The 22,949-nt window shown below is 57.9% G+C and carries 22 protein-coding genes; 6 read left to right on the forward strand and 16 right to left on the reverse strand.

Annotated elements, in window-relative coordinates; translation table 11 throughout:
* Positions 1–190: 190 nt before the first annotated feature.
* Positions 191–4,081, reverse strand: coding sequence for a phosphoribosylformylglycinamidine synthase (gene purL / locus MYY08_RS05155; protein ID WP_104951566.1), 3,891 nt, complete (start codon positions 4,079–4,081; stop codon positions 191–193).
* Between the two features lie 264 nt (positions 4,082–4,345).
* Here purL and mltF point away from each other — a divergent pair, with 264 nt between their 5' ends.
* Positions 4,346–5,803 (forward strand): membrane-bound lytic murein transglycosylase MltF, encoded by a 1,458-nt coding sequence (mltF, locus tag MYY08_RS05160; protein ID WP_288013638.1) that lies wholly within the window; start codon positions 4,346–4,348, stop codon positions 5,801–5,803.
* Here the strand turns inward: mltF and tadA are convergent.
* Together tadA and yfhb are read right to left on the reverse strand one after the other, a co-directional pair.
* Positions 5,800–6,324 carry a tRNA adenosine(34) deaminase TadA gene (tadA, locus tag MYY08_RS05165; protein WP_038629908.1) on the reverse strand — a complete coding sequence of 175 codons (525 nt, stop codon included), beginning with the start codon at positions 6,322–6,324 and terminating at the stop codon, positions 5,800–5,802. The genes mltF and tadA overlap by 4 nt on opposite strands.
* A gap of 59 nt (positions 6,325–6,383) precedes the next feature.
* Positions 6,384–7,019, reverse strand: a complete 636-nt coding sequence (yfhb, locus tag MYY08_RS05170) for a phosphatidylglycerophosphatase C (RefSeq protein ID WP_084970427.1) — start codon at positions 7,017–7,019, stop codon at positions 6,384–6,386.
* A 240-nt stretch (positions 7,020–7,259) separates the two neighbouring features.
* Between yfhb and MYY08_RS05175 the strand changes: the two genes are divergently transcribed.
* Both MYY08_RS05175 and MYY08_RS05180 read left to right on the forward strand, forming a co-directional pair.
* Positions 7,260–8,099 carry a MurR/RpiR family transcriptional regulator gene (locus tag MYY08_RS05175; RefSeq protein WP_038624665.1) on the forward strand — a complete coding sequence of 280 codons (840 nt, stop codon included), beginning with the start codon at positions 7,260–7,262 and terminating at the stop codon, positions 8,097–8,099.
* A 59-nt stretch (positions 8,100–8,158) separates the two neighbouring features.
* Entirely contained in the window at positions 8,159–8,413 is a 255-nt protein-coding gene (locus MYY08_RS05180) for a YfhL family 4Fe-4S dicluster ferredoxin (protein WP_038624664.1), read from the forward strand.
* 12 nt (positions 8,414–8,425) lie between these two features.
* Here the strand turns inward: MYY08_RS05180 and acpS are convergent, their stop codons facing one another.
* The 11 genes from acpS to rpoE all read right to left on the reverse strand — a co-directional run bounded on the left by acpS (position 8,426) and on the right by rpoE (position 17,752).
* Positions 8,426–8,806 carry a holo-ACP synthase gene (gene acpS, locus MYY08_RS05185; RefSeq protein WP_038624663.1) on the reverse strand — a complete coding sequence of 127 codons (381 nt, stop codon included), beginning with the start codon at positions 8,804–8,806 and terminating at the stop codon, positions 8,426–8,428.
* Entirely contained in the window at positions 8,806–9,537 is a 732-nt protein-coding gene (pdxJ, locus tag MYY08_RS05190; RefSeq protein ID WP_038624662.1) for a pyridoxine 5'-phosphate synthase, read from the reverse strand. The genes acpS and pdxJ overlap by 1 nt, the downstream gene beginning before the upstream one ends.
* A 60-nt stretch (positions 9,538–9,597) precedes the next feature.
* Positions 9,598–10,332 (reverse strand): DNA repair protein RecO, encoded by a 735-nt coding sequence (gene recO, locus MYY08_RS05195; protein WP_038624660.1) that lies wholly within the window; start codon positions 10,330–10,332, stop codon positions 9,598–9,600.
* A 7-nt stretch (positions 10,333–10,339) separates the two neighbouring features.
* Positions 10,340–11,245 (reverse strand): GTPase Era, encoded by a 906-nt coding sequence (gene era, locus MYY08_RS05200; RefSeq protein ID WP_038624658.1) that lies wholly within the window; start codon positions 11,243–11,245, stop codon positions 10,340–10,342.
* Positions 11,242–11,922 (reverse strand): ribonuclease III, encoded by a 681-nt coding sequence (rnc, locus tag MYY08_RS05205; protein ID WP_038624657.1) that lies wholly within the window; start codon positions 11,920–11,922, stop codon positions 11,242–11,244. The genes era and rnc overlap by 4 nt, the downstream gene beginning before the upstream one ends.
* Before the next feature lie 131 nt (positions 11,923–12,053).
* Positions 12,054–13,028 carry a signal peptidase I gene (gene lepB / locus MYY08_RS05210; protein WP_038624656.1) on the reverse strand — a complete coding sequence of 325 codons (975 nt, stop codon included), beginning with the start codon at positions 13,026–13,028 and terminating at the stop codon, positions 12,054–12,056.
* Positions 13,029–13,037: 9 nt separating this feature from the next.
* Positions 13,038–14,837, reverse strand: a complete 1,800-nt coding sequence (gene lepA, locus MYY08_RS05215) for a translation elongation factor 4 (RefSeq protein ID WP_038624655.1) — start codon at positions 14,835–14,837, stop codon at positions 13,038–13,040.
* 238 nt (positions 14,838–15,075) lie between these two features.
* Positions 15,076–15,543, reverse strand: a complete 468-nt coding sequence (rseC, locus tag MYY08_RS05220) for a SoxR-reducing system protein RseC (protein ID WP_038624654.1) — start codon at positions 15,541–15,543, stop codon at positions 15,076–15,078.
* The gene (rseB, locus tag MYY08_RS05225) at positions 15,540–16,496 is read right to left on the reverse strand and encodes a sigma-E factor regulatory protein RseB (protein ID WP_038624653.1); all 957 of its coding nucleotides are present in this window, start codon (positions 16,494–16,496) and stop codon (positions 15,540–15,542) included. Before rseB ends, rseC begins: the two co-directional genes overlap by 4 nt.
* Positions 16,496–17,146 (reverse strand): anti-sigma-E factor RseA, encoded by a 651-nt coding sequence (gene rseA, locus MYY08_RS05230; protein WP_038624652.1) that lies wholly within the window; start codon positions 17,144–17,146, stop codon positions 16,496–16,498. Before rseA ends, rseB begins: the two co-directional genes overlap by 1 nt.
* A gap of 30 nt (positions 17,147–17,176) precedes the next feature.
* Positions 17,177–17,752 carry an RNA polymerase sigma factor RpoE gene (rpoE, locus tag MYY08_RS05235; RefSeq protein WP_038624651.1) on the reverse strand — a complete coding sequence of 192 codons (576 nt, stop codon included), beginning with the start codon at positions 17,750–17,752 and terminating at the stop codon, positions 17,177–17,179.
* A gap of 165 nt (positions 17,753–17,917) precedes the next feature.
* On the opposite strand from rpoE, the gene MYY08_RS05240 reads away from it, so the two are divergent.
* A complete protein-coding gene (locus MYY08_RS05240) occupies positions 17,918–18,190 on the forward strand; it encodes a hypothetical protein (protein WP_133052062.1) in 273 nt (90 codons plus the stop codon).
* Positions 18,191–18,195: 5 nt separating this feature from the next.
* Positions 18,196–19,815: an L-aspartate oxidase gene (nadB, locus tag MYY08_RS05245; RefSeq protein WP_038624650.1), complete on the forward strand. Its 1,620-nt coding sequence runs from the start codon at positions 18,196–18,198 to the stop codon at positions 19,813–19,815.
* Here nadB and trmN read toward each other — a convergent pair.
* Entirely contained in the window at positions 19,800–20,537 is a 738-nt protein-coding gene (gene trmN, locus MYY08_RS05250; RefSeq protein ID WP_038629906.1) for a tRNA(1)(Val) (adenine(37)-N(6))-methyltransferase TrmN, read from the reverse strand. The genes nadB and trmN overlap by 16 nt on opposite strands.
* Positions 20,538–20,669: 132 nt before the next feature.
* Between trmN and srmB the strand changes: the two genes are divergently transcribed.
* Entirely contained in the window at positions 20,670–22,010 is a 1,341-nt protein-coding gene (gene srmB / locus MYY08_RS05255) for an ATP-dependent RNA helicase SrmB (protein WP_038624648.1), read from the forward strand.
* A gap of 227 nt (positions 22,011–22,237) precedes the next feature.
* Here srmB and grcA read toward each other — a convergent pair whose 3' ends face one another.
* Positions 22,238–22,621: an autonomous glycyl radical cofactor GrcA gene (gene grcA / locus MYY08_RS05260; protein ID WP_038624646.1), complete on the reverse strand. Its 384-nt coding sequence runs from the start codon at positions 22,619–22,621 to the stop codon at positions 22,238–22,240.
* Between the last annotated feature and the right edge of the window lie 328 nt (positions 22,622–22,949).

Here is a 22,949-nt window from a genome sequence, read left to right on the forward strand (position 1 = left end):
GCGTCAGATTGTCGCTATTTAGCTACAGTATCTCATCAAAATATGTTACTCCATAAATTTCAACCACTTAAATGTCTCCTTTTAGAGACAGTTAAACTACCTGACTGTCGCAATCTGGCAACGGCTCCGCTAAAGATAAAAAAAACCGCACCGGAAACCGGTGCGGTTGCAGACTCACGCGACGCGAGTGTTAACCAAGCTGCTTGCGCGCATTACGGAAAATACGCATCCATGGGCCGTCTTCGCCCCACTCTGCCGGATGCCAGGAGTTGCTGACGGTGCGGAATACGCGCTCCGGGTGCGGCATCATGATGGTGACGCGGCCATTCTCGCTAGTCACCGCCGTAATGCCGTTCGGCGAGCCGTTAGGGTTGGCCGGATAATTTTCCGTTACCTTACCGTGGTTATCTACGTAGCGCAGCGCCACAATGCCTTTCGCTTCCAGCGCGGCGAGATGCGCGCCGTCGCGCACTTCCACAAAGCCTTCGCCATGCGAGACGGCGATCGGCATGCGCGATCCTGCCATCCCCTCCAGCAGCAGCGACGGGCTGGCCGCCACTTCCACCAGGCTAAAGCGCGCTTCAAAACGTTCTGACTGGTTGCGGACAAAACGCGGCCACAGGTCGCTGCCGGGAATCAGCTCACGCAGATTCGACATCATCTGACAGCCGTTGCAGACGCCCAGCGCCAGCGTTTGCGGGCGATGGAAGAAGGTTTCAAACTGGTCGCGCACGCGGCTGTTGAACAGAATCGACTTCGCCCAGCCTTCGCCTGCGCCCAGCACGTCGCCATAGGAGAAGCCGCCGCACGCCACCAGCGCCTGCATTTCCTCCAGCCCGATGCGGCCAGCCAGCAGATCGCTCATATGCACGTCCACCGCATCGAAACCGGCGCGGTGGAAAGCGGCCGCCATCTCAACATGGGAGTTGACGCCCTGCTCGCGCAGCACCGCAACTTTGGGGCGCGCGCCGGTAGCGATAAAGGGCGCGGCGATATCTTCCTGCGGCTGGAAGGTCAGATGAACGTTCAGGCCCGGATCGCTGTCCTCTTTTTTCGCCGCGTGTTCCTGGTCGGCGCAGATCGGATTATCGCGCAGGCGCTGCATCTGCCAGGTAGTTTCCGCCCACCAGACGCGCAGCGTAGTGCGACTTTCGCTGTAGATCGCTTTGTCACCTGAACGCAGGGTAAAGCGATCGCCTGGCAGCGCTTTGCCGAGATAGTGCACGCAGTCGCTCAGGCCGTGCGCGCCCAGCAGCGCTTCGACCGCCGCGCGATCCTGCGCCGCTACCTGAATGACCGCGCCCAGTTCTTCATTGAACAGGGCCGCCAGCGTATCCTCGCCCAGCGCGGCGATATCCGCGTCGATGCCGCAGTGTCCGGCGAAAGCCATCTCCGCCAGGGTTACCAACAGACCGCCGTCGGAGCGATCGTGGTAGGCCAGCAGTTTGCCCGCGCTGACCAGCGCCTGCATAGCGTTAAAAAAGCCTGCCAGCTGCTGCACGTCGCGCACATCGGCCGGCTTATCGCCCAGCTGACGGAAGACCTGCGCCAACGCGGTGGCGCCCAGCGCGTTATGGCCTTTGCCAAGGTCGATCAGCAGCAGCGCGTTATCTTGTTCCGCCCGCAGTTGCGGCGTAACGGTGCGGCGCACATCCTCGACGCGTGCAAAGGCGGTAATCACCAGCGACAGCGGCGCGGTGATTTCACGCTGTTCGTCACCCTGCTGCCAGCGGGTTTTCATCGACATGGAGTCTTTGCCCACCGGAATGGTCAAACCCAGCGCCGGACAAAGTTCCTCGCCCACCGCTTTTACCGCCTCATAAAGGCCGGCGTCTTCGCCAGGGTGACCGGCGGCGGCCATCCAGTTAGCGGAGAGCTTGACGCGCTTCAGCGCGCCAATATCGGTCGCCGCCAGATTAGTCAGCGCCTCGCCGACCGCCAGACGCGCCGAGGCGGCGAAATCGAGCAGCGCGACCGGCGCGCGCTCGCCCATTGAAAAGGCTTCGCCGTGGTAGCTGTCGAGGCTGGCGGTCGTCACCGCGCAGTTGGCTACCGGCACCTGCCACGGGCCAACCATCTGATCGCGCGCCACCATGCCGGTTACGCTGCGGTCGCCGATGGTGATCAGGAAGGTTTTTTCCGCTACGGTCGGCAGATGGAGCACGCGCTTCACCGCCTCTTCCAGCGTCATGCCGTCGCGCGCCAGGGCTTCGTTCTGCGCCTGCTGACGACGCACATCGCGCGTCATCTTCGGCGTTTTGCCCAGCAGCACGTCCAGCGGCATATCGATCGGCTGGTTATCGAAGTGGCTGTCGGAGAGCGTCAGGTGCTGTTCTTCCGTCGCTTCGCCAATCACCGCATAGGGGGCGCGCTCGCGCTGGCAAAGTTGATCAAACAGCGCCAGCTTGTCCGGCGCCACCGCCAGCACATAGCGCTCCTGCGATTCGTTGCACCAAACTTCCAGCGGGCTCATGCCCGGCTCATCGTTGAGGATGTCGCGCAGGTTGAAACGCCCGCCGCGGCCGCCGTCGCTCACCAGCTCCGGCATGGCGTTCGACAGGCCGCCCGCGCCCACATCGTGGATAAACAGAATCGGGTTCTGCTCGCCCAGCTGCCAGCAACGGTCGATCACTTCCTGACAGCGGCGTTCCATTTCCGGGTTGTCGCGCTGTACCGAAGCGAAATCGAGATCGGCGTCGGACTGGCCTGACGTCATAGAAGAAGCCGCGCCGCCGCCCAGACCGATATTCATTGCCGGGCCGCCCAACACGATCAGTTTCGCGCCAACGCTGATTTCGCCTTTCTGAACGTGATCGGCGCGGATATTGCCGATACCGCCCGCCAGCATGATCGGCTTATGGTAGCCGCGCAGTTCGCTGCCGTTGTGGCTGTCGACCCGCTCTTCATAGGTGCGGAAATAGCCGTTCAGCGCCGGACGGCCAAATTCGTTGTTAAACGCCGCGCCGCCCAACGGGCCTTCCGTCATGATGTCCAGCGCGCTGACGATGCGATCGGGCTTGCCAAAATCCTCTTCCCACGGCTGCTCGAAGCCGGGAATACGCAGGTTGGAAACGGAGAAGCCCACCAGACCGGCTTTTGGCTTCGCGCCGCGGCCGGTGGCGCCCTCATCGCGGATTTCGCCGCCGGATCCGGTCGCCGCGCCAGGCCACGGCGAGATCGCCGTTGGGTGGTTATGGGTTTCCACTTTCATCAGGATATGGGTCGGTTCCTGATGGAAATCGTAAACGCCGCGCTGCGCGTCGGCATAAAAGCGACCGACCTCGGAGCCTTCCATCACCGCCGCGTTGTCTTTATAGGCCGACAGGACATAATCCGGCGTCTGCGCGAAGGTGTTTTTGATCATTTTGAACAGGGATTTCGGCTGAGCTACGCCGTCGATCACCCAGTCCGCGTTGAAGATTTTATGGCGGCAGTGTTCGGAGTTCGCCTGAGCGAACATATAAAGCTCGATATCGTTCGGGTTGCGCCCCAGTTTTTCAAACGCGGCCAGCAGGTAATCAATCTCGTCGTCGGCCAGCGCCAGGCCCAGTTTCTGGTTAGCCTGCTCCAGCGCCGCGCGCCCCTGCGTCAGGATATCCACGCTTTGCAGCGGCTGTGGCTGCTGCTGAACGAACAGCTTTTCCGCATCGGCCAGATCGTCATACACGGTTTCCATCATGCGATCGTGCAGCAGCGCGGCGAGCTGCGTCCACTGCGCTTCCGTTAGCTGCGGCGCCTGTACGTAAAACGCCAGACCACGCTCCAGACGACGCACCTGCGGCAGATCGCAGTTGTGCGCGATATCGGTCGCTTTAGAGGACCAGGGAGAGATGGTGCCCGGACGCGGCGTTACCAGCAGCAGACGCCCTTGCGGCGCATGTTCGGCGAGAGAAGGACCATATTTCAGCAGGCGTTGCAGGCGGGATTTTTCTTCTGCGTTCAGCGGTGCGCTGACATCGGCAAAATGGACATACTCGGCGTAAATATCACTCACCGGCAGGTGAGCGTCCTGAAAACGGGTCAGCAGTTTGTTTACACGAAATGCCGACAGGGCGGGCGAACCACGCAGAATTTCCATCATTAAGATCTCTCGTCAGAGCGCCGGAGGACGCTTCTTTGGGCGCAACAGGGAAAACGGGCGATATTATAGAGAAACGGCCCGCCTAACGAAACCGTTTGCGTGGATTTTTCCTCGCCTGGAATTAGCCTGAAAATTGCGCATATCCTGCTATTGCAGTTGCTCTGCGCCGCTTTGTTGCGCAAAATGCCCCACGCTCTGGGATTTAATAGATAACAAACGCTGCCCGAAGAGACAGAGGCCTGAGAGCCACCGAGAGATAAATATTTGAAATATTTGAAAATTAATTATCTGCTGATCGGGTTGATTACCGTCCTGCTGGCGGTAGCGCTCTGGCCGACCATTCCCTGGCACGGCAGCGCGCAAGACAAGATCGCGCAGATAAAATCGCGGGGGGTGCTGCGAATCAGCACCATTAATTCTCCGCTAACTTACTACACCAGCAACAATGCCCCGGCCGGAATGGATTATGAGCTGGCGAAGCGCTTCGCCGATTATTTGGGCGTCAAACTGCAGGTCAATGTTCATCAGAACCTGAACGACCTGTTTGACGATCTCGACGACGGCAAAGCCGATCTGCTGGCTGCCGGGCTGATTTACAATAGTGAACGGCTGGCGCGCTTCCGCACCGGCCCCAGCTACTATTCCGTTTCGCAGCAGCTGGTTTACCGCATCGGCACGCCGCGGCCAAAAAACCTGGGCAATCTGAAAGGCCGACTGACGGTTGCCTCTGGTTCAGCCTATATGTCGACGCTGCGTAATATCAAAGAGAATCAGTATCCCGATCTGGACTGGGCGATCTCGACCGATCAGGGACCGAAAGCGCTGCTGGAAGCGGTCGCCAACGGCGAGCTGGATTACACCATCGGCGATTCAGTCACCATCGGCTTGTTGCAGCGCATTCACCCGCAGCTGGCGGTGGCGTTCGACATTACCGATGAGGAGCCGGTCACCTGGTATATGCAGCGTGAAGAGGACGACAGCCTGAACGCGGCGATACTCGACTTTTTCAGTCAGATGGAAGAGGAAGGCGCGATGGCGCGGCTGGAGGAGAAATATCTCGGTCACGTCGGCGCCTTCGACTATGTCGATACGCGCTCTTTCCTGCGCGCTATCGACGATATCCTGCCCGATATCCGCCCGCTGTTCGAGCGTTACGCCGCGCAGATCGACTGGCGCCTGCTGGCGGCCATCTCCTATCAGGAATCGCACTGGAATCCTCAGGCGACCTCCCCGACCGGCGTGCGCGGGCTGATGATGCTGACGCGCAACACGGCGGACAGTTTGCAGGTGGCGGATCGTCTCGACCCGGAGCAGAGCATCCGCGGCGGCAGTGAATATTTACAGCACATGATGGAAAAGGTGCCGGAGTCGGTACCGGAAGATGAACGCATCTGGTTTGCGCTGGCGGCCTATAACATGGGCTACGCCCATATGCTGGACGCGCGCAAGCTAACGCAAAAACAGGGCGCCAACCCCGACAGCTGGGCGGATGTAAAGCTGCGCCTGCCGATGCTGAGCCAGAAACGCTATTACAGCCAGACCACCTACGGCTACGCGCGCGGCCAGGAAGCCTATAACTATGTGGAAAATATCCGCAAGTATCAGCTCAGCCTGGTCGGTTATTTACAGGAGCAGGAGAAAAAACTGGCCCAGCGTAAAACGCTGGAGGCCACGTTAGGGGAAGGTTATCCGGCGGTCGCGCCCGACATCGCCATGAATTAAGCGGCGCTGCCCGGCGTCGCCCCCTGCTCTGCGGCACGCTGCGCCTGACGCTGCGCCCGCTTCTGTTCGCGGCGCATACGAAAAAAGTCACTGAGCATCGCGGCGCATTCGTCCGCCAGCACGCCCTGTTCCACTCTGACCTGATGATTCATGCCGGGATGTCCCAGAATATCCATCAGCGATCCGGCGGCGCCGGTTTTCTCATCGCGCGCGCCGAATACCAGACGACCGATACGGCTATGAACAATCGCTCCGGCACACATAATGCAGGGCTCCAGCGTGACATAGAGGGTGGTGTCCAGCAGGCGGTAATTTTCCAGAACTTTGCCGCCTTCACGCAGCGCCATCATCTCCGCGTGCGCGGTTGGATCGTGCTGTCCTATCGGCCGGTTCCAGCCTTCGCCGATCGCTTTATCGCCCTGCACCAGTACCGCCCCGACCGGAACTTCGCCCTGCTCGCGCGCCCGACGCGCCAGCTGTAATGCATAGCGCATCCAGTATTCATCAATCGTTTCGCTCACGGTACTCTCCAGCGGAAAAATGCGGCTGGCATTATAACCAAACCTGTTGGCTGACAAAATTATTCCAGCTGTTGCAGTTCGCCCTGCGGTGTTACGCGCCAGCGGTGCTGGCAGAAAAAAAGCAGCGGGTTGTCCTGTTTGCTGTCGCTATAGCCGCTGTACAGCTGCAGCGGCGTACCGATCTGCTCTTCCAGCTGCACCACTTTTTCATGGCCCAGGCAGCGCAGGCTAAGGATGCGTCCGCCCCATGCACGCTCCATCTGGCTGGCGATCAGCTTGACGCGCGGCAGGAAGGCGGAGTCGTAGTAAACCTGCTCCACCAGCGGCTGCGGCGAACCCGTAATTAACCAAACGTCGGCGTCGTTGCTGCTCAGGTAATCGGTCAGCCGCTGCTGCACCACTGGAAACGCCACTACCCGTTGGCGGAACCAGCGCGCGAAACTCGCCTCGCGGCGCTGAAGCGTCGCTTCGCTATGGCCGAAGGTGATCGACCAGAGCAGCAGGCTCATCGGCCAGCGCGCCGCGCGTCCCTTAATCAGCAGCCCCATTCCCACTATCGGCAATAGCGGAACCACCAGCAGCAGGTTCAGCGGTTGTCGCCACAGCAGATAGCGCATAAAGGTGCCGAACATATCCTGTTGATGTAAGGTGCCGTCCAGATCGAAAAACACTACCCGTCGTTGCGAATCCGCCATTAACCCCTTCTCCTTCATCAACCTTTCGCTTCAGCCTTCATTAGTGTAGACAGTAGCAGCAATAGCTGGCTAACGGCAGCCTCATCGCAATGTGATTTGGCATCAGGGGCAATCCGCGTTATACAATTAGAGAATCAATGTCTTATGCTTACTCTCCAGTGAGTAAGCTGCTCAGGCAGCAGGCCACACTATTACCGCCCCGCTGCTTGCAGTGGGCAATAACTATCTGAAGGAGCCGCCATGAGCGCCCTGTTACGCATTCGCCAGCTTTATCCAGGGCTGGCGCTGAATGAGCGCCGGCTGGCCGATTATTTGCTGGCGCAGCCCGGCCACGCCTGTCAGCTCAGCTCGCCGCGTCTGGCGCTGGAAGCGGGCGTAAGCCAGTCAAGCGTGGTGAAGTTCGCGCAGAAGCTGGGCTATAAGGGTTTCCCGGCGCTGAAGCTGGCGCTGAGCGAATCGCTGCGGGCGAAAGACGCGATTACGGTGCATAACCATATTCTTAGCGGCGATCCGCTGAAGGTGGTGGGCGAAAAGCTGTTTACCGAGAAGGTTTCCGCCATTCGCGCCACGCTGGACATCAACAGCGAAGATAAGCTGATGGAGACGCTCGACCTGATTAAGCGCGCCGGCCGCATTGTGCTGGTGGGCATTGGCGCTTCCGGTCTGGTGGCGAAAGATTTTTCATGGAAGCTGATGAAGATCGGCATCAGCGCCGTGGCCGAACAGGATATGCACGCGCTGCTGGCCAGCGTACAGGCGCTGCGCGCCGGGGATCTGCTGCTGGCGATCTCTTACAGCGGCGAACGGCGGGAGATCAATCTCGCCGCGCAGGAGGCGGCACGCGTCGGCGCATGGGTGCTGGCCTTTACCGGCTTTACGCCGAATACGTTGCAGCAGTGCGCCACCCACTGCCTTTATACCGTCGCGGAAGAACAGAGCACCCGCAGCGCCGCTATCTCGTCGACCTCCGCGCAGCTGGCGCTCACCGATCTGCTGTTTATGGCGCTGGTGCAGCAGGATGCGGAGCGCGCTTCCAACTATATCCGGCACAGCGAGGCGCTGGTAAAAAAACTGGTATGATCTGTTCACGGGCGTATAATGGCCGCGCTTCAGGCTATTCAGGCAGGACCGGGGACATTATGGCGTTACTGATTACCAAAAAATGTATTAACTGCGATATGTGCGAACCGGAGTGCCCCAACCAGGCGATATCGATGGGCGATGAGATCTACGTTATCGATCCTTATCTCTGCACCGAATGCGTGGGGCACTATGATACCCCGACCTGCCAGAGCGTCTGTCCTATCGATAACACCATCATCGCCGATCCGGCGCACCGCGAAGAACGCGAACAGCTGTGGGAAAAGTTTGTGGTTATCCATCATGCGGTATGAGGCGTCGCCGCCTCACCCTTCGATAATCACCGTCGCGCAGGCATAGTGACGCTCATCCGCCAGGGTGACATGCACATGCCGCACGCCCAGCTTCGCCGCCACTTCCGCCGCCTGCTGGAAAAAGCGCAGCTCAGGCTTGCCCAACGCATCGTTATAAACTTCAAACTGATTAAACGCCAGGCCGCCGCGAATGCCGGTGCCGAACGCTTTGGCCGCCGCCTCTTTCACCGCGAAGCGTTTCGCCAGGAAGCGCACCGGCTGCTGGTGAGTCTGATACTGTCGCCACTCGTTTTCGCTCAGCACGCGGCGCGCCAGGCGATCGCCCGAACGGGAGATCACCCCTTCGATGCGCTCGATTTCCACGATATCGGTGCCAAGCCCAAGAATAGCCATTAGCGACGCGCTTCCCGCATCAGCAGCTTCATCTCTTTCACCGCATCGGCCAGCCCGCTCATCAGCGCGCGCCCGATAATCGCGTGACCGATATTCAGCTCGTGCATTTCCGGCAATGCGGCAATCGGCAGCACGTTGTGATAGGTCAGGCCGTGGCCGGCGTTCACCTTCAGCCCTTTGGCGGCGGCCCAGGTAGCCGCATGCGCGATGCGCGCCAGCTCGGCGTCGCGCGCCTCGCCCTCTTCCGCTTCGGCGTAAGCGCCGGTATGAATTTCAATATAAGGCGCGCCCGCCGCTACGGCGGCGTCAATCTGCCGCTCGTCGGCGTCAATAAACAGCGATACCAGAATACCCGCCGCGTTAAGGCGCTGCACCGCCGCGCTGATTTTCTCCTGCTGTCCCGCTACGTCCAGCCCGCCTTCGGTGGTGACTTCCTCACGCTTTTCCGGCACCAGACAGCAGAAATGCGGCTTCAGCTCGCAGGCGATCGCCAGCATTTCTTCCGTCACCGCCATCTCCAGATTCATGCGCGTTTCAATGGTCTGACGCAGCAGACGCACATCACGATCGGTGATGTGGCGACGATCTTCGCGCAGGTGAACGGTAATGCCGTCGGCGCCCGCCTGTTCGGCCACAAAGGCCGCCTGCACCGGATCGGGGTAGTGGGTGCCGCGCGCATTACGCACGGTGGCGATATGATCGATATTGACGCCTAATAACAACTCAGCCATAACAGTCCTCAGAATGTTGTAGTTATGCAGGCAGCGCCACGCCTTCGGCGCGCGCTGGGTTTATTCCTGATTGTTTTGTGCATCCGCGCGTTTTTTAGGGATGAACTGACGGAACAGCTCCTGACTTTTTAACGGTTTGCCGCCCAGCCACGGCTTCAGCGCCATGCGGGTAAAGCGTTTGGCGGCGCGCAGCGTATCGCCGTCGGGAAACTCGCGCTCATACAGCGCCCGCAGCTGTCGTCCGGTAAAGCTGCGCTGATTGATCACCAGGCTGGCGATAAAGCCTTTCTCTTCACGATAGCTGTAGGTCATGCCGTCTTCAATATCCTCGCCGGTGCCGGCGCAGTGCAGGAAGTCGACGCCGTAACCCATATGGCCCAGCAGCGCCAGCTCAAAACGGCGCAGGGCCGGTTCCGGGCTGCCGTTGGCTTCCGCAAGAGACTGGAGACAGTGAAGGTAATCGAAGAAGAGTTCAGGAAACGGGGTTTCATGCTGCAGCACGCGCGCCAACAGCTCGTTGACGTAAAGACCGCAGTAGAGCGCGATGCCGCTCAGCGGCAGCGCCAACGAAACGGCTTCGACGTTGCGCAGGGTTTTGACCTCGCCGCGCCCGCCCCAGCGCACCAGCAGCGGCGTGAAAGGCTGGAGCGCCCCCTTAAGATGGGAGCGCTTCGAACGCGCGCCTTTGGAGATGACGCGCACCCGCCCATGGTTTTCCGTAAAGAGATCCAGCATCAGGCTGGTTTCGCTCCAGGGCCGTCCATGCAGAACAAAAGCGCGCTGCCAGCCTTCCATTCAGCAATCAGAGATCGTCAACATAGCCCAGGCTACGCAGCGCACGCTCGTCATCTGCCCAGCCGGACTTCACTTTGACCCACAGTTCAAGATGCACTTTCATCTCGAACAGCTCTTCCATATCCTTACGGGCTTCGATGCCGATGGTTTTAATCTTGGCGCCTTTGTTGCCGATCACCATCTTTTTCTGGCCTTCACGTTCAACCAGGATCAGACCGTTGATATCGTAGCCGCCGCGTTCGTTGGTGATGAACTGCTCAATTTCCACCGTGACCGAATAGGGCAACTCGGCGCCCAGGAAACGCATCAGTTTTTCACGAATGATTTCCGAGGCCATAAAGCGCTGCGAACGGTCAGTAATGTAATCTTCCGGGAAGTGATGTTCGGCTACCGGCAGGCGCTTGCGCACGATGCTGGCGATAGTGTCGACATTTTTGCCGCTTTCAGCGGAGATCGGCACCACATCCATAAAATCCATCTGCTGGCTGAGGAACTGCATATGCGGCAGCAGGATCGACTTGTCGGTGATGTTGTCGACTTTATTGATCGCCAGCAGCACCGGCACTTTGTTCTCTTTCAGCTTGTTGAGAACCATCTCGTCGTCCGCCGTCCAGCGCGTGCCTTCTACCACGAAGATAACCAGCTCGACGTCGCCGATGGAGCTGCTGGCGGCGCGGTTCATCAGGCGGTTGATCGCCCGTTTTTCTTCGATATGCAGGCCTGGGGTATCAACGTAGATCGCCTGATACGCGCCTTCCGTATGAATGCCCATGATGCGGTGGCGCGTGGTTTGCGGTTTACGCGAGGTAATGGAAACCTTCTGCCCCAGAAGCTGGTTCAGCAGCGTCGATTTTCCAACGTTTGGGCGGCCGACAATCGCAATAAAGCCGCAGTGCATCTCTTGTTCGCTCATTCGAGTCCTAACTTAATCAGCGCCTGTTCGGCCGCTGCCTGTTCAGCTTTGCGACGGCTCGACCCGGTGCCCACCACCGGCTCCGCCATGCCGCTCACCTGACAGTGAATGGTAAATTCCTGGTCATGCGCTTCGCCACGCACCTGCACCACCAGATAGGAGGGCAGCGGCAGATGGCGACCCTGCAGATACTCCTGCAGACGCGTTTTTGGATCTTTCTGTTTGTCGCCCGGACTGATTTGATCCAGTCGGCTCTGATACCAGCTAAGGATCAGCCTTTCCACCGTCTGAATATCGCTGTCGAGGAATACGCCGCCGATCAACGCTTCTACCGTATCGGCAAGGATCGATTCCCGACGGAAGCCGCCGCTTTTCAGCTCGCCAGGCCCCAGACGCAGGCATTCGCCTAAGTCAAATTCGCGCGCCATCTCCGCCAGCGTATTGCCGCGCACCAGCGTCGCGCGCATACGGCTCATATCGCCTTCATCCACGCGAGGAAAGCGGTGATAGAGCGCATTGGCGATAACAAAGCTCAGGATGGAATCGCCGAGAAACTCCAGACGCTCGTTGTGTTTACTGCTGGCACTCCGGTGGGTTAATGCCTGCTGCAGTAGTTCCTGATGAGTAAAAGTGTAGCCCAGCTTTCGCTGAAGCTTATTAATGAGGATGGGATTCATGCGATACCAATTTCAACAATGCGTCAATTATGCTGCATACGAAACAGGGCTGACGACGGTCAACGCTAAACAGTTTCGTTTGCAGTGGCTTCCCGCCTGCGGGAAGCCATCCGTTTTACAGACGGTCCGATTTAGTGGATGCCGCCGATACGACTCAGGCGAACGCCGGTAGGCCATTCTCCTTCCTGCTTTTCAAAGCTCATCCAGATGGCGGTCGCTTTACCAACCAGATTTTTTTCCGGCACGAAGCCCCAATAACGGCTGTCAGCGCTGTTATCGCGGTTATCGCCCATCATAAAGTAGTGGCCGGCAGGCACGACCCAGCTCGCCTGCGGCTGTCCCGGCTGCTGATAATACATGCTGGCCTGACTTTGCGCCTCAGTTACCAGCAAAATATTGTGGGTGACGTCACCTAACGTTTCTTTACGGGTCGCCAGACGCAGGCCGCCGCGCATGGTTTCGCCCTGCGGCACCTGCCAGAAACCGTTGCCCGATTCATTGCCGTCAAAACCGCTGAAGGTCTGAATAAAGTTACTTGGCGCCACGTCCGAATAGGTGATCGGCAACGCTTTGTCGCAGGCTTTGCCGCTGTCGCACGCCGGGTTCACCGTCAGCGTTTTATTCAGCGCGTCGTAGGTCACGCGGTCGCCCGGCAGACCTATAACGCGTTTAATATAATCGAGGCTCGGATCCTTCGGGTATTTAAACACCGCGATGTCGCCGCGCGCGGGATGCCCGGTCGGGATCAGCGTGGTCTGGGTAATCGGATCTTTAATGCCGTAGGCGAACTTCTCCACCACGATAAAATCGCCGATCAGCAGCGTCGGCATCATCGAACCGGACGGGATCTGGAACGGCTCGTAAATAAACGAGCGCACCACAAACACCACAGCCAGCACCGGAAAGACCGACGCGGCCGTTTCCACCCAGCCCGGCTGCTTCGCGACTTTCGTCAGCGTGGCGTTATCCAGCGTGCCGCCGGTTTGCGCCTGCGCCTGAGCCTGCTGCGCGCGACGCGCCGGCGCCCACTTGAACCGGTCGATGCACCAGATGATGCCGGTGACCAGCGTCGCTATCGCCAGAATCAAGGCGAACATATTAGCCATCAGATATCCTTATTTGCCGTCTTTGCCCACGTGGAGAATGGCCAGGAACGCTTCCTGCGGCAGCTCGACGTTGCCGACCTGCTTCATGCGCTTCTTACCTTCTTTCTGCTTCTGCAACAGCTTTTTCTTACGACTGACGTCGCCGCCGTAGCATTTCGCGAGTACGTTTTTACGCAGCTGTTTAACCGTCGAACGGGCGATGATGTGGTTGCCGATCGCCGCCTGGATAGCGATATCAAACTGCTGGCGCGGGATCAGCTCTTTCATCTTCTCGACCAGCTCGCGACCGCGATACGGCGCGTTATCACGGTGGGTGATCAGCGCCAGCGCATCGACGCGCTCGGAGTTGATCAGCACGTCCACGCGCACCATGTCCGACGCCTGGAAGCGCTTGAAGTTGTAGTCCAGCGAGGCGTAGCCGCGCGAGGTCGACTTCAGGCGGTCGAAGAAGTCCAGCACCACTTCCGCCATCGGGATTTCATAAGTCAGCGCCACCTGGTTGCCGTGATAGACCATGTTGGTCTGCACGCCGCGCTTCTCAACGCAGAGGGTGATCACGTTGCCCAGATATTCCTGCGGCAGCAGCATATGACACTCCGCGATCGGCTCGCGCAGCTCATTAATGTTGTTTAACGGCGGCAGCTTGGAAGGGCTGTCGACGTAGATAATCTCACCGCCGGTGGTTTCCACTTCATAGACTACGGTCGGCGCGGTGGTGATCAGGTCGAGATCGTATTCACGCTCCAGACGCTCCTGAATGATCTCCATATGCAGCAGGCCAAGGAAGCCGCAGCGGAAACCAAAGCCCAGAGCCGTTGAGCTTTCCGGCTCGTAGAACAGCGAGGCGTCGTTCAGGCTCAGCTTGCCCAGCGCGTCGCGGAACGCTTCATAGTCATCGGAGCTTATCGGGAACAGGCCGGCATAGACCTGCGGCTTCACTTTCTTAAAGCCCGGCAGCGCCTTTTCCGCCGGCATTTTGGCGCCTGTCAGGGTATCGCCCACCGGTGCGCCGAGGATGTCTTTAATGGCGCAAACCAGCCAGCCGACTTCGCCGCAGTTAAGCGCATCGCGATCGACCTGCTTCGGCGTGAAGATGCCGAGACGGTCGGCGTTATAGACCTGACCGGTGCTCATTACCTTAATTTTTTCGCCTTTGCGCAGCGTGCCGTTTTTGATGCGCACCAGCGAGACGACGCCCAGGTAGTTATCGAACCAGGAGTCGATGATCAGCGCCTGCAGCGGGCCGTTGGGATCGCCTTCCGGCGGCGGGATGTCGCGCACCAGGCGCTCCAGCACGTCCGGGACGCCTACGCCGGTTTTCGCCGAGCAGCGCACCGCGTCGGTGGCGTCGATGCCGACGATATCTTCAATCTCCTGCGAAACGCGATCGGGATCGGCGGCCGGCAGATCGATTTTGTTCAGTACCGGCACCACTTCCAGATCCATTTCCATGGCGGTATAGCAGTTAGCCAGCGTCTGCGCTTCCACGCCCTGCCCTGCATCTACCACCAGCAGCGCACCTTCGCAGGCGGCAAGAGAGCGTGATACTTCATAGGAGAAGTCCACATGGCCTGGGGTATCGATAAAATTGAGCTGGTAAGTTTCGCCGTTCGGCGCTTTGTAATCGAGCGTCACGCTCTGCGCTTTAATTGTGATGCCGCGCTCACGCTCCAGATCCATTGAGTCCAGAACCTGCGCTGCCATTTCACGATCGGTTAAGCCGCCGCAAATCTGGATCAGACGATCTGATAACGTTGATTTGCCGTGGTCAATGTGCGCGATGATCGAAAAGTTTCTTATATGCTTCATTATGGAGGTTATTCTGCCTTACAAATGCTGAAACTCTCGCGATGCAACCTCAGGAGAGCGTGTAATATCACAGGCGGAGACGGCCCGAAAGGCGCATTGTACACGACATATCAGGGTGGTGGAATCATCGCGCCGGGAGATAAAGCAAGGAAAACGGGATGATAGCGTATTTGCCGCGATGGTGGTGAAAAAAAGCGCAAAACATTAGCCGAACGAGGATTGCCCGTCCGGCGAAAGCTTACAGCGCCTCTTGCTCCACGCGCAGCGCGTCGGGGGGAAGCATGATATTGAGAATAACCGGCTGGAAGGCTTCGCGAGCGCCAAAGCGCGACGAGACGCCTTTCGCGACGATAAAGCCGCCGATGCCGCCGAGCAGCGCGCCGCAGGCGGCCGCCAGATCGGTATGGAACTGCATCTGGAACAGGCCCGCCAGCAGGAACAATCCGAGCAGCGGCGTCATATACACCAGCAGCGCCGATCCCAGCAGGCTGCTTTCGCGGATGCCCAGCTCTACGCGCTGGCCCGGCTGCAGCGGCTTTTCGCTGGCGATCTGCATCACGTGCGCGTTTTTCGGCCCCAGCTTGTTCAGCATGGCGCTGCCGCACCCTTTACGCGCCGAGCAGCTGTTGCAGGTCGTTTTCACTTCCGAGTGCAGCGTGGCGATGCCGTCCTGCCACGCAACCACCGTGGCCCATTCTCTCATCATCGTTGCGTACCTAAGTTGATGCTGTCGGCGATACGCTTCGCCGTCGCGGGCGGCAGTTCGCCGACAATAGTAATGTCAGTGTTGTTGCGCGTAGCAGTTTGCACCGTTCGACGGCCAGTGCGCAACAGCTGCGTCGTACTGCTTTTATCCGCCGGGCTGACGTTTATCGAGAAACTGAAAAGGCCGTCGGAATAAAATCTTGATTCGACAGGTTTATCGATAGAAGGCAGCGTACGGCGGCTCTGCGCCACTTCCGTCATTCCCGCTGGCAGCCAGCCTGGCGTCCAGTTAAAGCTGACTTTTTGCCCTTCCGGCACCGAGAGCGACGGCGGAAGGTTCGCTTTCTCCAGCCCCTGCATCAGGTTGCGCACACCCTCGTCGACGGCGAAGCTAACCACGCGATACTGTTCCAGCGTTTCGCCGTCGCGATCGAGCAGATCGATACGCAGCGGCAGCTTGGTTTCACTGTCGAGCCAGACGATATAGCTGTAGCGCGTACCGTCGCGCGCCACGATGCGCACCACTTCGCACAGCTGATCGGCAATGCGCGTACGGCCCACCGGCACAAAATCGTAGCTGGTGGTCAGGCGCTTGAAATCGGCGTTAACGACTGCCGGCAACGCATCGACAATGTGCGTGCCGGGCAGCGAAAACGGCTCAAGCCCCGGCTCGAAGTAGCTGATATCGTTACCGCGCTGGATCACTTCCCGACGCGGTCCATCCATCTGCAGCAGCTGCGCGTAAATCTTGTTATCGATCACCGCGTGGCGATAGCGCAGCGATTCGATGCCCAGCCGGGAAACGTTGATATAAGCGAGTTCATAATTAAGGGACTGACTGGCCTGTTCCATCTGTTGCAACAACGCCCCGGACGCAGTTTCCTGCGCCGGGGCGATGGCTGAATAAAACAGGCCGCCAGCCAGAAGGCTAACGGCACACCAGAGTTGCTTCATTACTGCTGCTGTATTCCTAACGACTGATTTCCTGGAACCTGAACCTGAGCCTGTTGCGGGCCGGTGGGATCAAATTGCATCTGCTCGGTATGCAAGCGACGCTGCAGTTCGTAATCCTGCAGCATGGCATTGACCCGACGACGCTGCTCCTGCACTTGCTGGCTGGCGCTGTTGGTGTCAAAGCTGTCGGACGGCACGCCGAGGCTGACCGGCGACGCTTTGCCCATCATCGGCAGCGTATTGAACACCGGCGCTTCAGAAGCCTGACCCGACTCCTGCGGCTGATTATAGTGCTGAACGCCAACGATCACTGCCAGCGAGACGCAAGCGGCCACGCCAACCTGTGTAATTTGCGCGGCCCAGGGACGCATTTTCTTCCAGAAAGGCATTTTTTCCCAGCGTGCGGGTTCCGGCTGCGCTTCCGGGATAAACGCGGTTACGTTGCGAGCAGGTTCCTGTTCGATCGCAGCGGCGACGCGCGCGGCGATATCAAAATGGACGGTGTCGCCGACATCACCACGCAGCGTATCGCGGATAAGATGGTAGCTCTCCCAGCTTTGCTGCAGTGTAGCGTCTTTAGACAATGCGGAGATCACTTCGTTGTCCAAAGTTTCGCCATCCATTAAAGCGGAAAGTTTTTCTTTCTGCATGCCTTAGTACCCTTCCTGTATCCGTTATCGCTAACGTTGGATAAGCGGTTGAACTTTGTTGTCAATGGCCTCTCGCGCGCGGAAAATGCGCGAGCGCACGGTGCCTACCGGACAATCCATGATGGCCGCTATCTCTTCATAGCTTAAACCATCCAACTCCCGCAGGGTGATCGCCATGCGCAAATCCTCCGGGAGCGACTCAATGGTACGGAACACTATCTGTTTCAACTCATCAGACAACATTAAGTTCTCAGGGTTCGATATTTCTTTTAGCGCGCCCGCGCTTTCAAAGTTTTCCGCCTCTATCGCATCCACATCGCTGGATGGCGGACGGCGGCCCTGAGCGACCAGATAGTTTTTCGCGGTATTAACGGCAATACGGTATAGCCAGGTGTAAAACGCGCTATCGCCGCGGAAAGAGTCCAGCGCGCGATACGCTTTGATAAAAGATTCCTGTACGACATCGGGCACGTCGCCTGACGGAACGTAGCGTGAAACCAGGCTCGCCACTTTATGCTGGTAACGAACAACCAGTAAATTGAATGACTTCTGATCTCCTTTCTGTACCCGCTCAACGAGAATCTGATCCGTTAATTGCTCGCTCATCCGAGGTAATATCTCCCCAAATCATTCTCCACGCGTAAATGAACCACCAGCAAACACTCAAGTTTATGAGCAAGCCCTCATTAGAGCCGGTCATTAGACATTAGTTCAGTTACGCCGTTTTTTTATTGCCTCACCGGGTACTTTTACACGTCTGGATTATTGAGCATGCTGAGAAAACGTACGCCGCTGCTGTTTTTGATCGTAGTTAACCGATTACCGGGCGTAAGCCGCAGAGTACCCGATGCGCATGACATTTTCATCACCAAAGCGCAATTATTGTCCTTTGTTAATCATAATAAACACCGCACAGAGTTATCCTACCCTGCCATAAACGCTGGATACATTGCATTGCGCCAGATCGTGCCTTTCGACGCTTTATCGCTTTTTAATCGCGCCGTTTCGCCTTATGCTCTGCTGACCACTTGTTTAGTAAAATAAACACCATGAGCGAAATTTCCGATTATCAGTGTGACGTTTTGATTATTGGCAGCGGCGCGGCGGGTCTCTCGCTGGCGCTGCGCCTGGCGCAAACTCAGCAGGTTATGGTTCTGAGCAAAGGCCCGGTCAGCGAAGGCTCCAGCTTTTATGCGCAGGGCGGCATCGCCGCCGTTTTCGACGAAATGGACAGTATCGAAGCCCATGTGGAAGATACGCTGGTCGCTGGCGCTGGTCTTTGCGATCGCGATGCGGTGGATTTTATCGCGCGCAATGCGCGCCACTGCGTTGAGTGGCTGATTGAACATGGCGTCGCCTTTGATAAAGAGACACAGCCTGATGGCGAGGAGCGCTATCATCTGACGCGCGAAGGCGGTCACAGCCATCGCCGCATTTTACACAGCGCCGACGCCACCGGACGCGAAGTGGTCACCACGCTGGTTTCTCAGGCGATGAGCCATCCTAATATCCGTATCCTGGAGCGCACCAACGCCGTCGACCTTATCCTTTCCGATCGTCTGGGACTGCCAGGCTCGCGGCGCGTGCTGGGGGCCTGGTTCTGGAACCGCAATCTGGAGCGGGTTGAGACCTGCAGCGCGCGCGCCGTGGTGCTGGCCACCGGCGGCGCAGCGAAGGTTTATCAATATACCACCAATCCCGACGTCGCTTCTGGCGACGGCATCGCTATGGCCTGGCGCGCCGGCTGCCGCGTCGCGAACCTGGAATTCAATCAGTTCCATCCAACCTGCCTGTATCATCCACAGGCGCGTAACTTTTTACTGACCGAAGCCCTGCGCGGCGAAGGCGCTTATTTACGGCGTCCTGACGGCAGCCGCTTTATGCCCGACTTCGACGCGCGCGGCGAACTGGCGCCGCGCGATATCGTGGCGCGGGCTATCGATCATGAAATGAAACGCCTCGGCGCCGACTGCATGTATCTTGATATCAGTCATCAGCCGGCCGATTTTATCCGCGCCCACTTCCCGATGATTGACGAAAAACTGCGGTCGCTGGGCTTCGATTTAACCCGCGAGCCGATTCCGGTGGTGCCGGCGGCCCACTATACCTGCGGCGGCGTGATGGTCGATCATCATGGACGTACTGATATCGACGGGCTCTATGCGATTGGCGAAGTCAGCTATACCGGCCTGCATGGCGCGAATCGCATGGCCTCCAATTCGCTGCTGGAGTGCCTGGTTTACGGCTGGTCGGCGGCCGAAGATATGCTGGCTAGCCTGCCACAGGTCACCCGCGTCGATAATCTGCCCGCCTGGGATGAAAGCCAGGTGGATGATTCCGACGAAAGAGTGGTGATCCAGCATAACTGGCATGAGCTGCGGCTGTTTATGTGGGATTACGTCGGCATCGTGCGCACCACTAAACGTCTGGAGCGCGCCAGCCGACGCATCGCGCTGTTGCAGCAGGAGATCGAGGAATATTACCGCCACTTCCGCATTTCCAATAATCTGCTGGAGCTGCGGAACCTGTTGCAGGTGGCGGAGCTGATTATTCGTTGCGCCATGCAGCGCAAGGAGAGTCGCGGGCTGCACTATACCCTCGACTATCCTGAGACGCAGCCGGAATCGGCTCCGACTATCCTGACGCCGCCGGGCTACATAAACAGATAAAAATCCTGGGTCAGGCTGCAAAAGGCGGGAGAATAACAGCGGTCTGGCCCACGAATCACCAGGCGCTCCAGCAACACTTCGCCAGGCGCCGGCGAAAACCCTAACAGCACGCGGTGCGGCAGCCGCGTATCGTTTTCCGCAATGTCGTTGCGAAAGCGCAGATGCCAGCCGCGCGTTAGCGCCAACGCGACAAAACGCTTTCCTTCCTCTTCCGGTAGCACCAGGCAAAAGTACCCTTCTTCACTGATTAGCGTCTCCGCGCTGCGCAGCAGATCCTCATGGGTCAAGGTGTGGGTAGCACGAGCATTATCGCGGGCCGGGGTCGCGCAGGCCGGGCCCGGTTTGAAATAAGGCGGATTGCTGACGATCAGGGAATAACGTTTTTCCTGCTGCATCGCCCAGCTGAAAATGTCCGCCTGATGAATGCGAATTCGCGCCGCCCACGGCGACTGCGCGGCATTCTCCGCCGCCTGCGCTGCCGCGTCGCCGTCCAGCTCAACCGCGTCGATCTCTACCGATTCCGCAGTGCGCTGCGCCAGCATCAGCGCCAGCAGACCGCTACCGGTGCCAATATCAAGAATGCGTACCGCCTGCGCAACCGGCGCCCACGCGCCCAGCAGAATGCTGTCGGTGCCGACCTTCATGGCGCAGCGATCGTGCGCAATAAAAAAACGTTTAAAAGTGAAGCCGTTGCCACGTAATGGCGGTTTTGATTGCGACATAATCAGGACCAAAGACAAAAACGGTGTCAGCATAGGGGAAATAAGAAAGGGTTAAAAGCCATAAACTGCCGACAAACAGATGAAGATCGTCGCCAATCTGTCTATAATCAGCGCCCCAAACTGAGGTAGACCATGACCGCAAGCACATTTTCCGAACTCGAACTTGATGAAAGCCTGCTGGACGCATTGCAGGACAAAGGCTTTTCCCGCCCCACCGCTATCCAGGCCGAAGCGATCCCCGCCGCGCTGGATGGACGCGACGTGCTGGGTTCAGCACCAACCGGGACCGGGAAAACGGCGGCCTATCTTTTGCCGGCGCTACAGCACCTGCTGGATTTTCCTCGTAAAAAATCTGGCCCGCCACGGGTTCTGATCCTGACGCCAACGCGTGAGCTGGCGATGCAGGTCGCAGAGCAGGCCCAGGCGCTGGCGAAACATACTCAGCTGGACATCGCCACCATTACCGGCGGCGTGGCCTATATGAATCATGCCGAAGTGTTCAGCGAAAACCAGGATGTGGTGGTGGCGACCACGGGGCGCCTGTTGCAGTACATCAAAGAAGAAAACTTCGACTGCCGGGCGGTAGAAATTCTGATCCTCGATGAAGCGGATCGCATGCTGGATATGGGCTTTGCCCAGGATATCGAAACCATCGCCGGGGAGACCCGCTGGCGTAAGCAGACGATGCTTTTCTCCGCCACGCTGGAAGGCGACGGCATTAAAGACTTCGCCGAGCGCCTGTTGAATGAGCCTGTGGAGATCGATTCCGATCCGTCGCGTCGCGAGCGCAAGAAGATCCAGCAGTGGTATTACCGCGCCGACGACGTGGCGCATAAAACCAAACTGCTGGTGCATCTGCTGAAGCAGCCGGATGTATCACGCTCTATCGTCTTTGTGCGCAAGCGCGAGCGCGTGCATGAGCTGGTGGGCTGGCTGCGCGAAGCGGGTATCAACGCCAGCTATCTGGAAGGCGAAATGGTGCAGGCGAAGCGTAACGAAGCGCTGAAGCGTCTGATGGATGGTCGCGTTAACGTGCTGGTCGCTACCGACGTCGCCGCACGCGGCATCGATGTGGATGATGTCAGTCACGTATTCAACTTCGACCTGCCGCGTACCGCGGATGTCTATCTGCATCGCATCGGCCGCACGGGCCGCGCCGGTCGCAAAGGCACCGCGCTGTCGCTGGTAGAAGCGCACGATTATCTGCTGTTGGATAAAATCAGCCGCTATATCAGCGAGCCGTTGAAAGCGCGTACGATTGATGAGCTGCGTCCGGTAACGCGCGCGCCAAGCCAAAAACTTAAAGGCAAGCCGTCGAAGAAAGTGCTGGCGAAGCGCAAAGAGAAAGAGAAGAAAAAAGAAGACGAGAATAAGCCGCGCGTTAAGGTACGCCATCGCGACCGGAAAAATATCGGTAAGCGACGCAAGCCTGCCGCCGACAGCGCCAGCAGCAACAAAGAAAACGCTGAATAATTGCTCCACGCTACAAAAAACCGCCGTAAAACGGCGGTTTTTATTTAGGCTATTAACTGAATAATGGTTAACAGACTGTTAATTTGAATGCAGTACGTTAAAAGCGGCATTGCCCAAAACTGACCCTCGCCAATAAAGCGAAAACCCCTTGTTTTATTGGCCTTTATTTACTGCGTAACGTTGTCGCTTTTTTCAACATTCCTTCAACGATTGCCACGCTTTTTCGCTTACAGGCTTTCAGTAAAGGTACGAGTAATCACATCACGCTGCTGTTCTGGCGTAAGCGCGTTAAAACGTACGGCATAACCGGACACGCGAATAGTCAGCTGCGGATATTTTTCCGGGTGCTTAACCGCATCCTCCAGCGTTTCGCGACGCAGCACGTTAACGTTCAGATGCTGACCGCCTTCAACGCGCACCTGTGGTTTCATTTCCAGCGGCACTTCACGATACTCAAACTGGCCCAGATCGCTCACCGGCACCACCTGATCTTCGGTGTACTCGCCTTTTGCACAGACGCAACGCGCTTCGGATTTTTCGTCATCCAGTAACCAGAATGAGTTGAGCAGCGCGCTGTTGTTGGTTTTTGTAATTTGGATACCTGTAATCATAGTTGCCTCCCAGGCGTAATGACGCTAACGCCATTAACGGCGTCAGGTTTGCGTTTAAAACTTCCGAGACTCTATATACCAACCTGTGGCAGGGCCAACTTTGACCAAGGTCAATTAGTCCCTTTCACTCAAACGGGTTACAAAGCTAAATTTTTGTTTTAAATCAAATTTTACCGATGAATTATTTTTGTAAATTTTCAATTTTTTTTAAAGGCTTGCTCGCTGGCGTAGAGTCGCTACTCTGATGTTTTGTTTACAAGAAAGGGAGATTGTCATGGGTAAAACGGTAACCTGGCATGACGTATTGGCGACGGAAAAAGAGCAGCCC

Source organism: Mixta sp. (genome assembly GCF_024610815.1).
Classification (GTDB): domain Bacteria; phylum Pseudomonadota; class Gammaproteobacteria; order Enterobacterales; family Enterobacteriaceae; genus Mixta; species Mixta calida.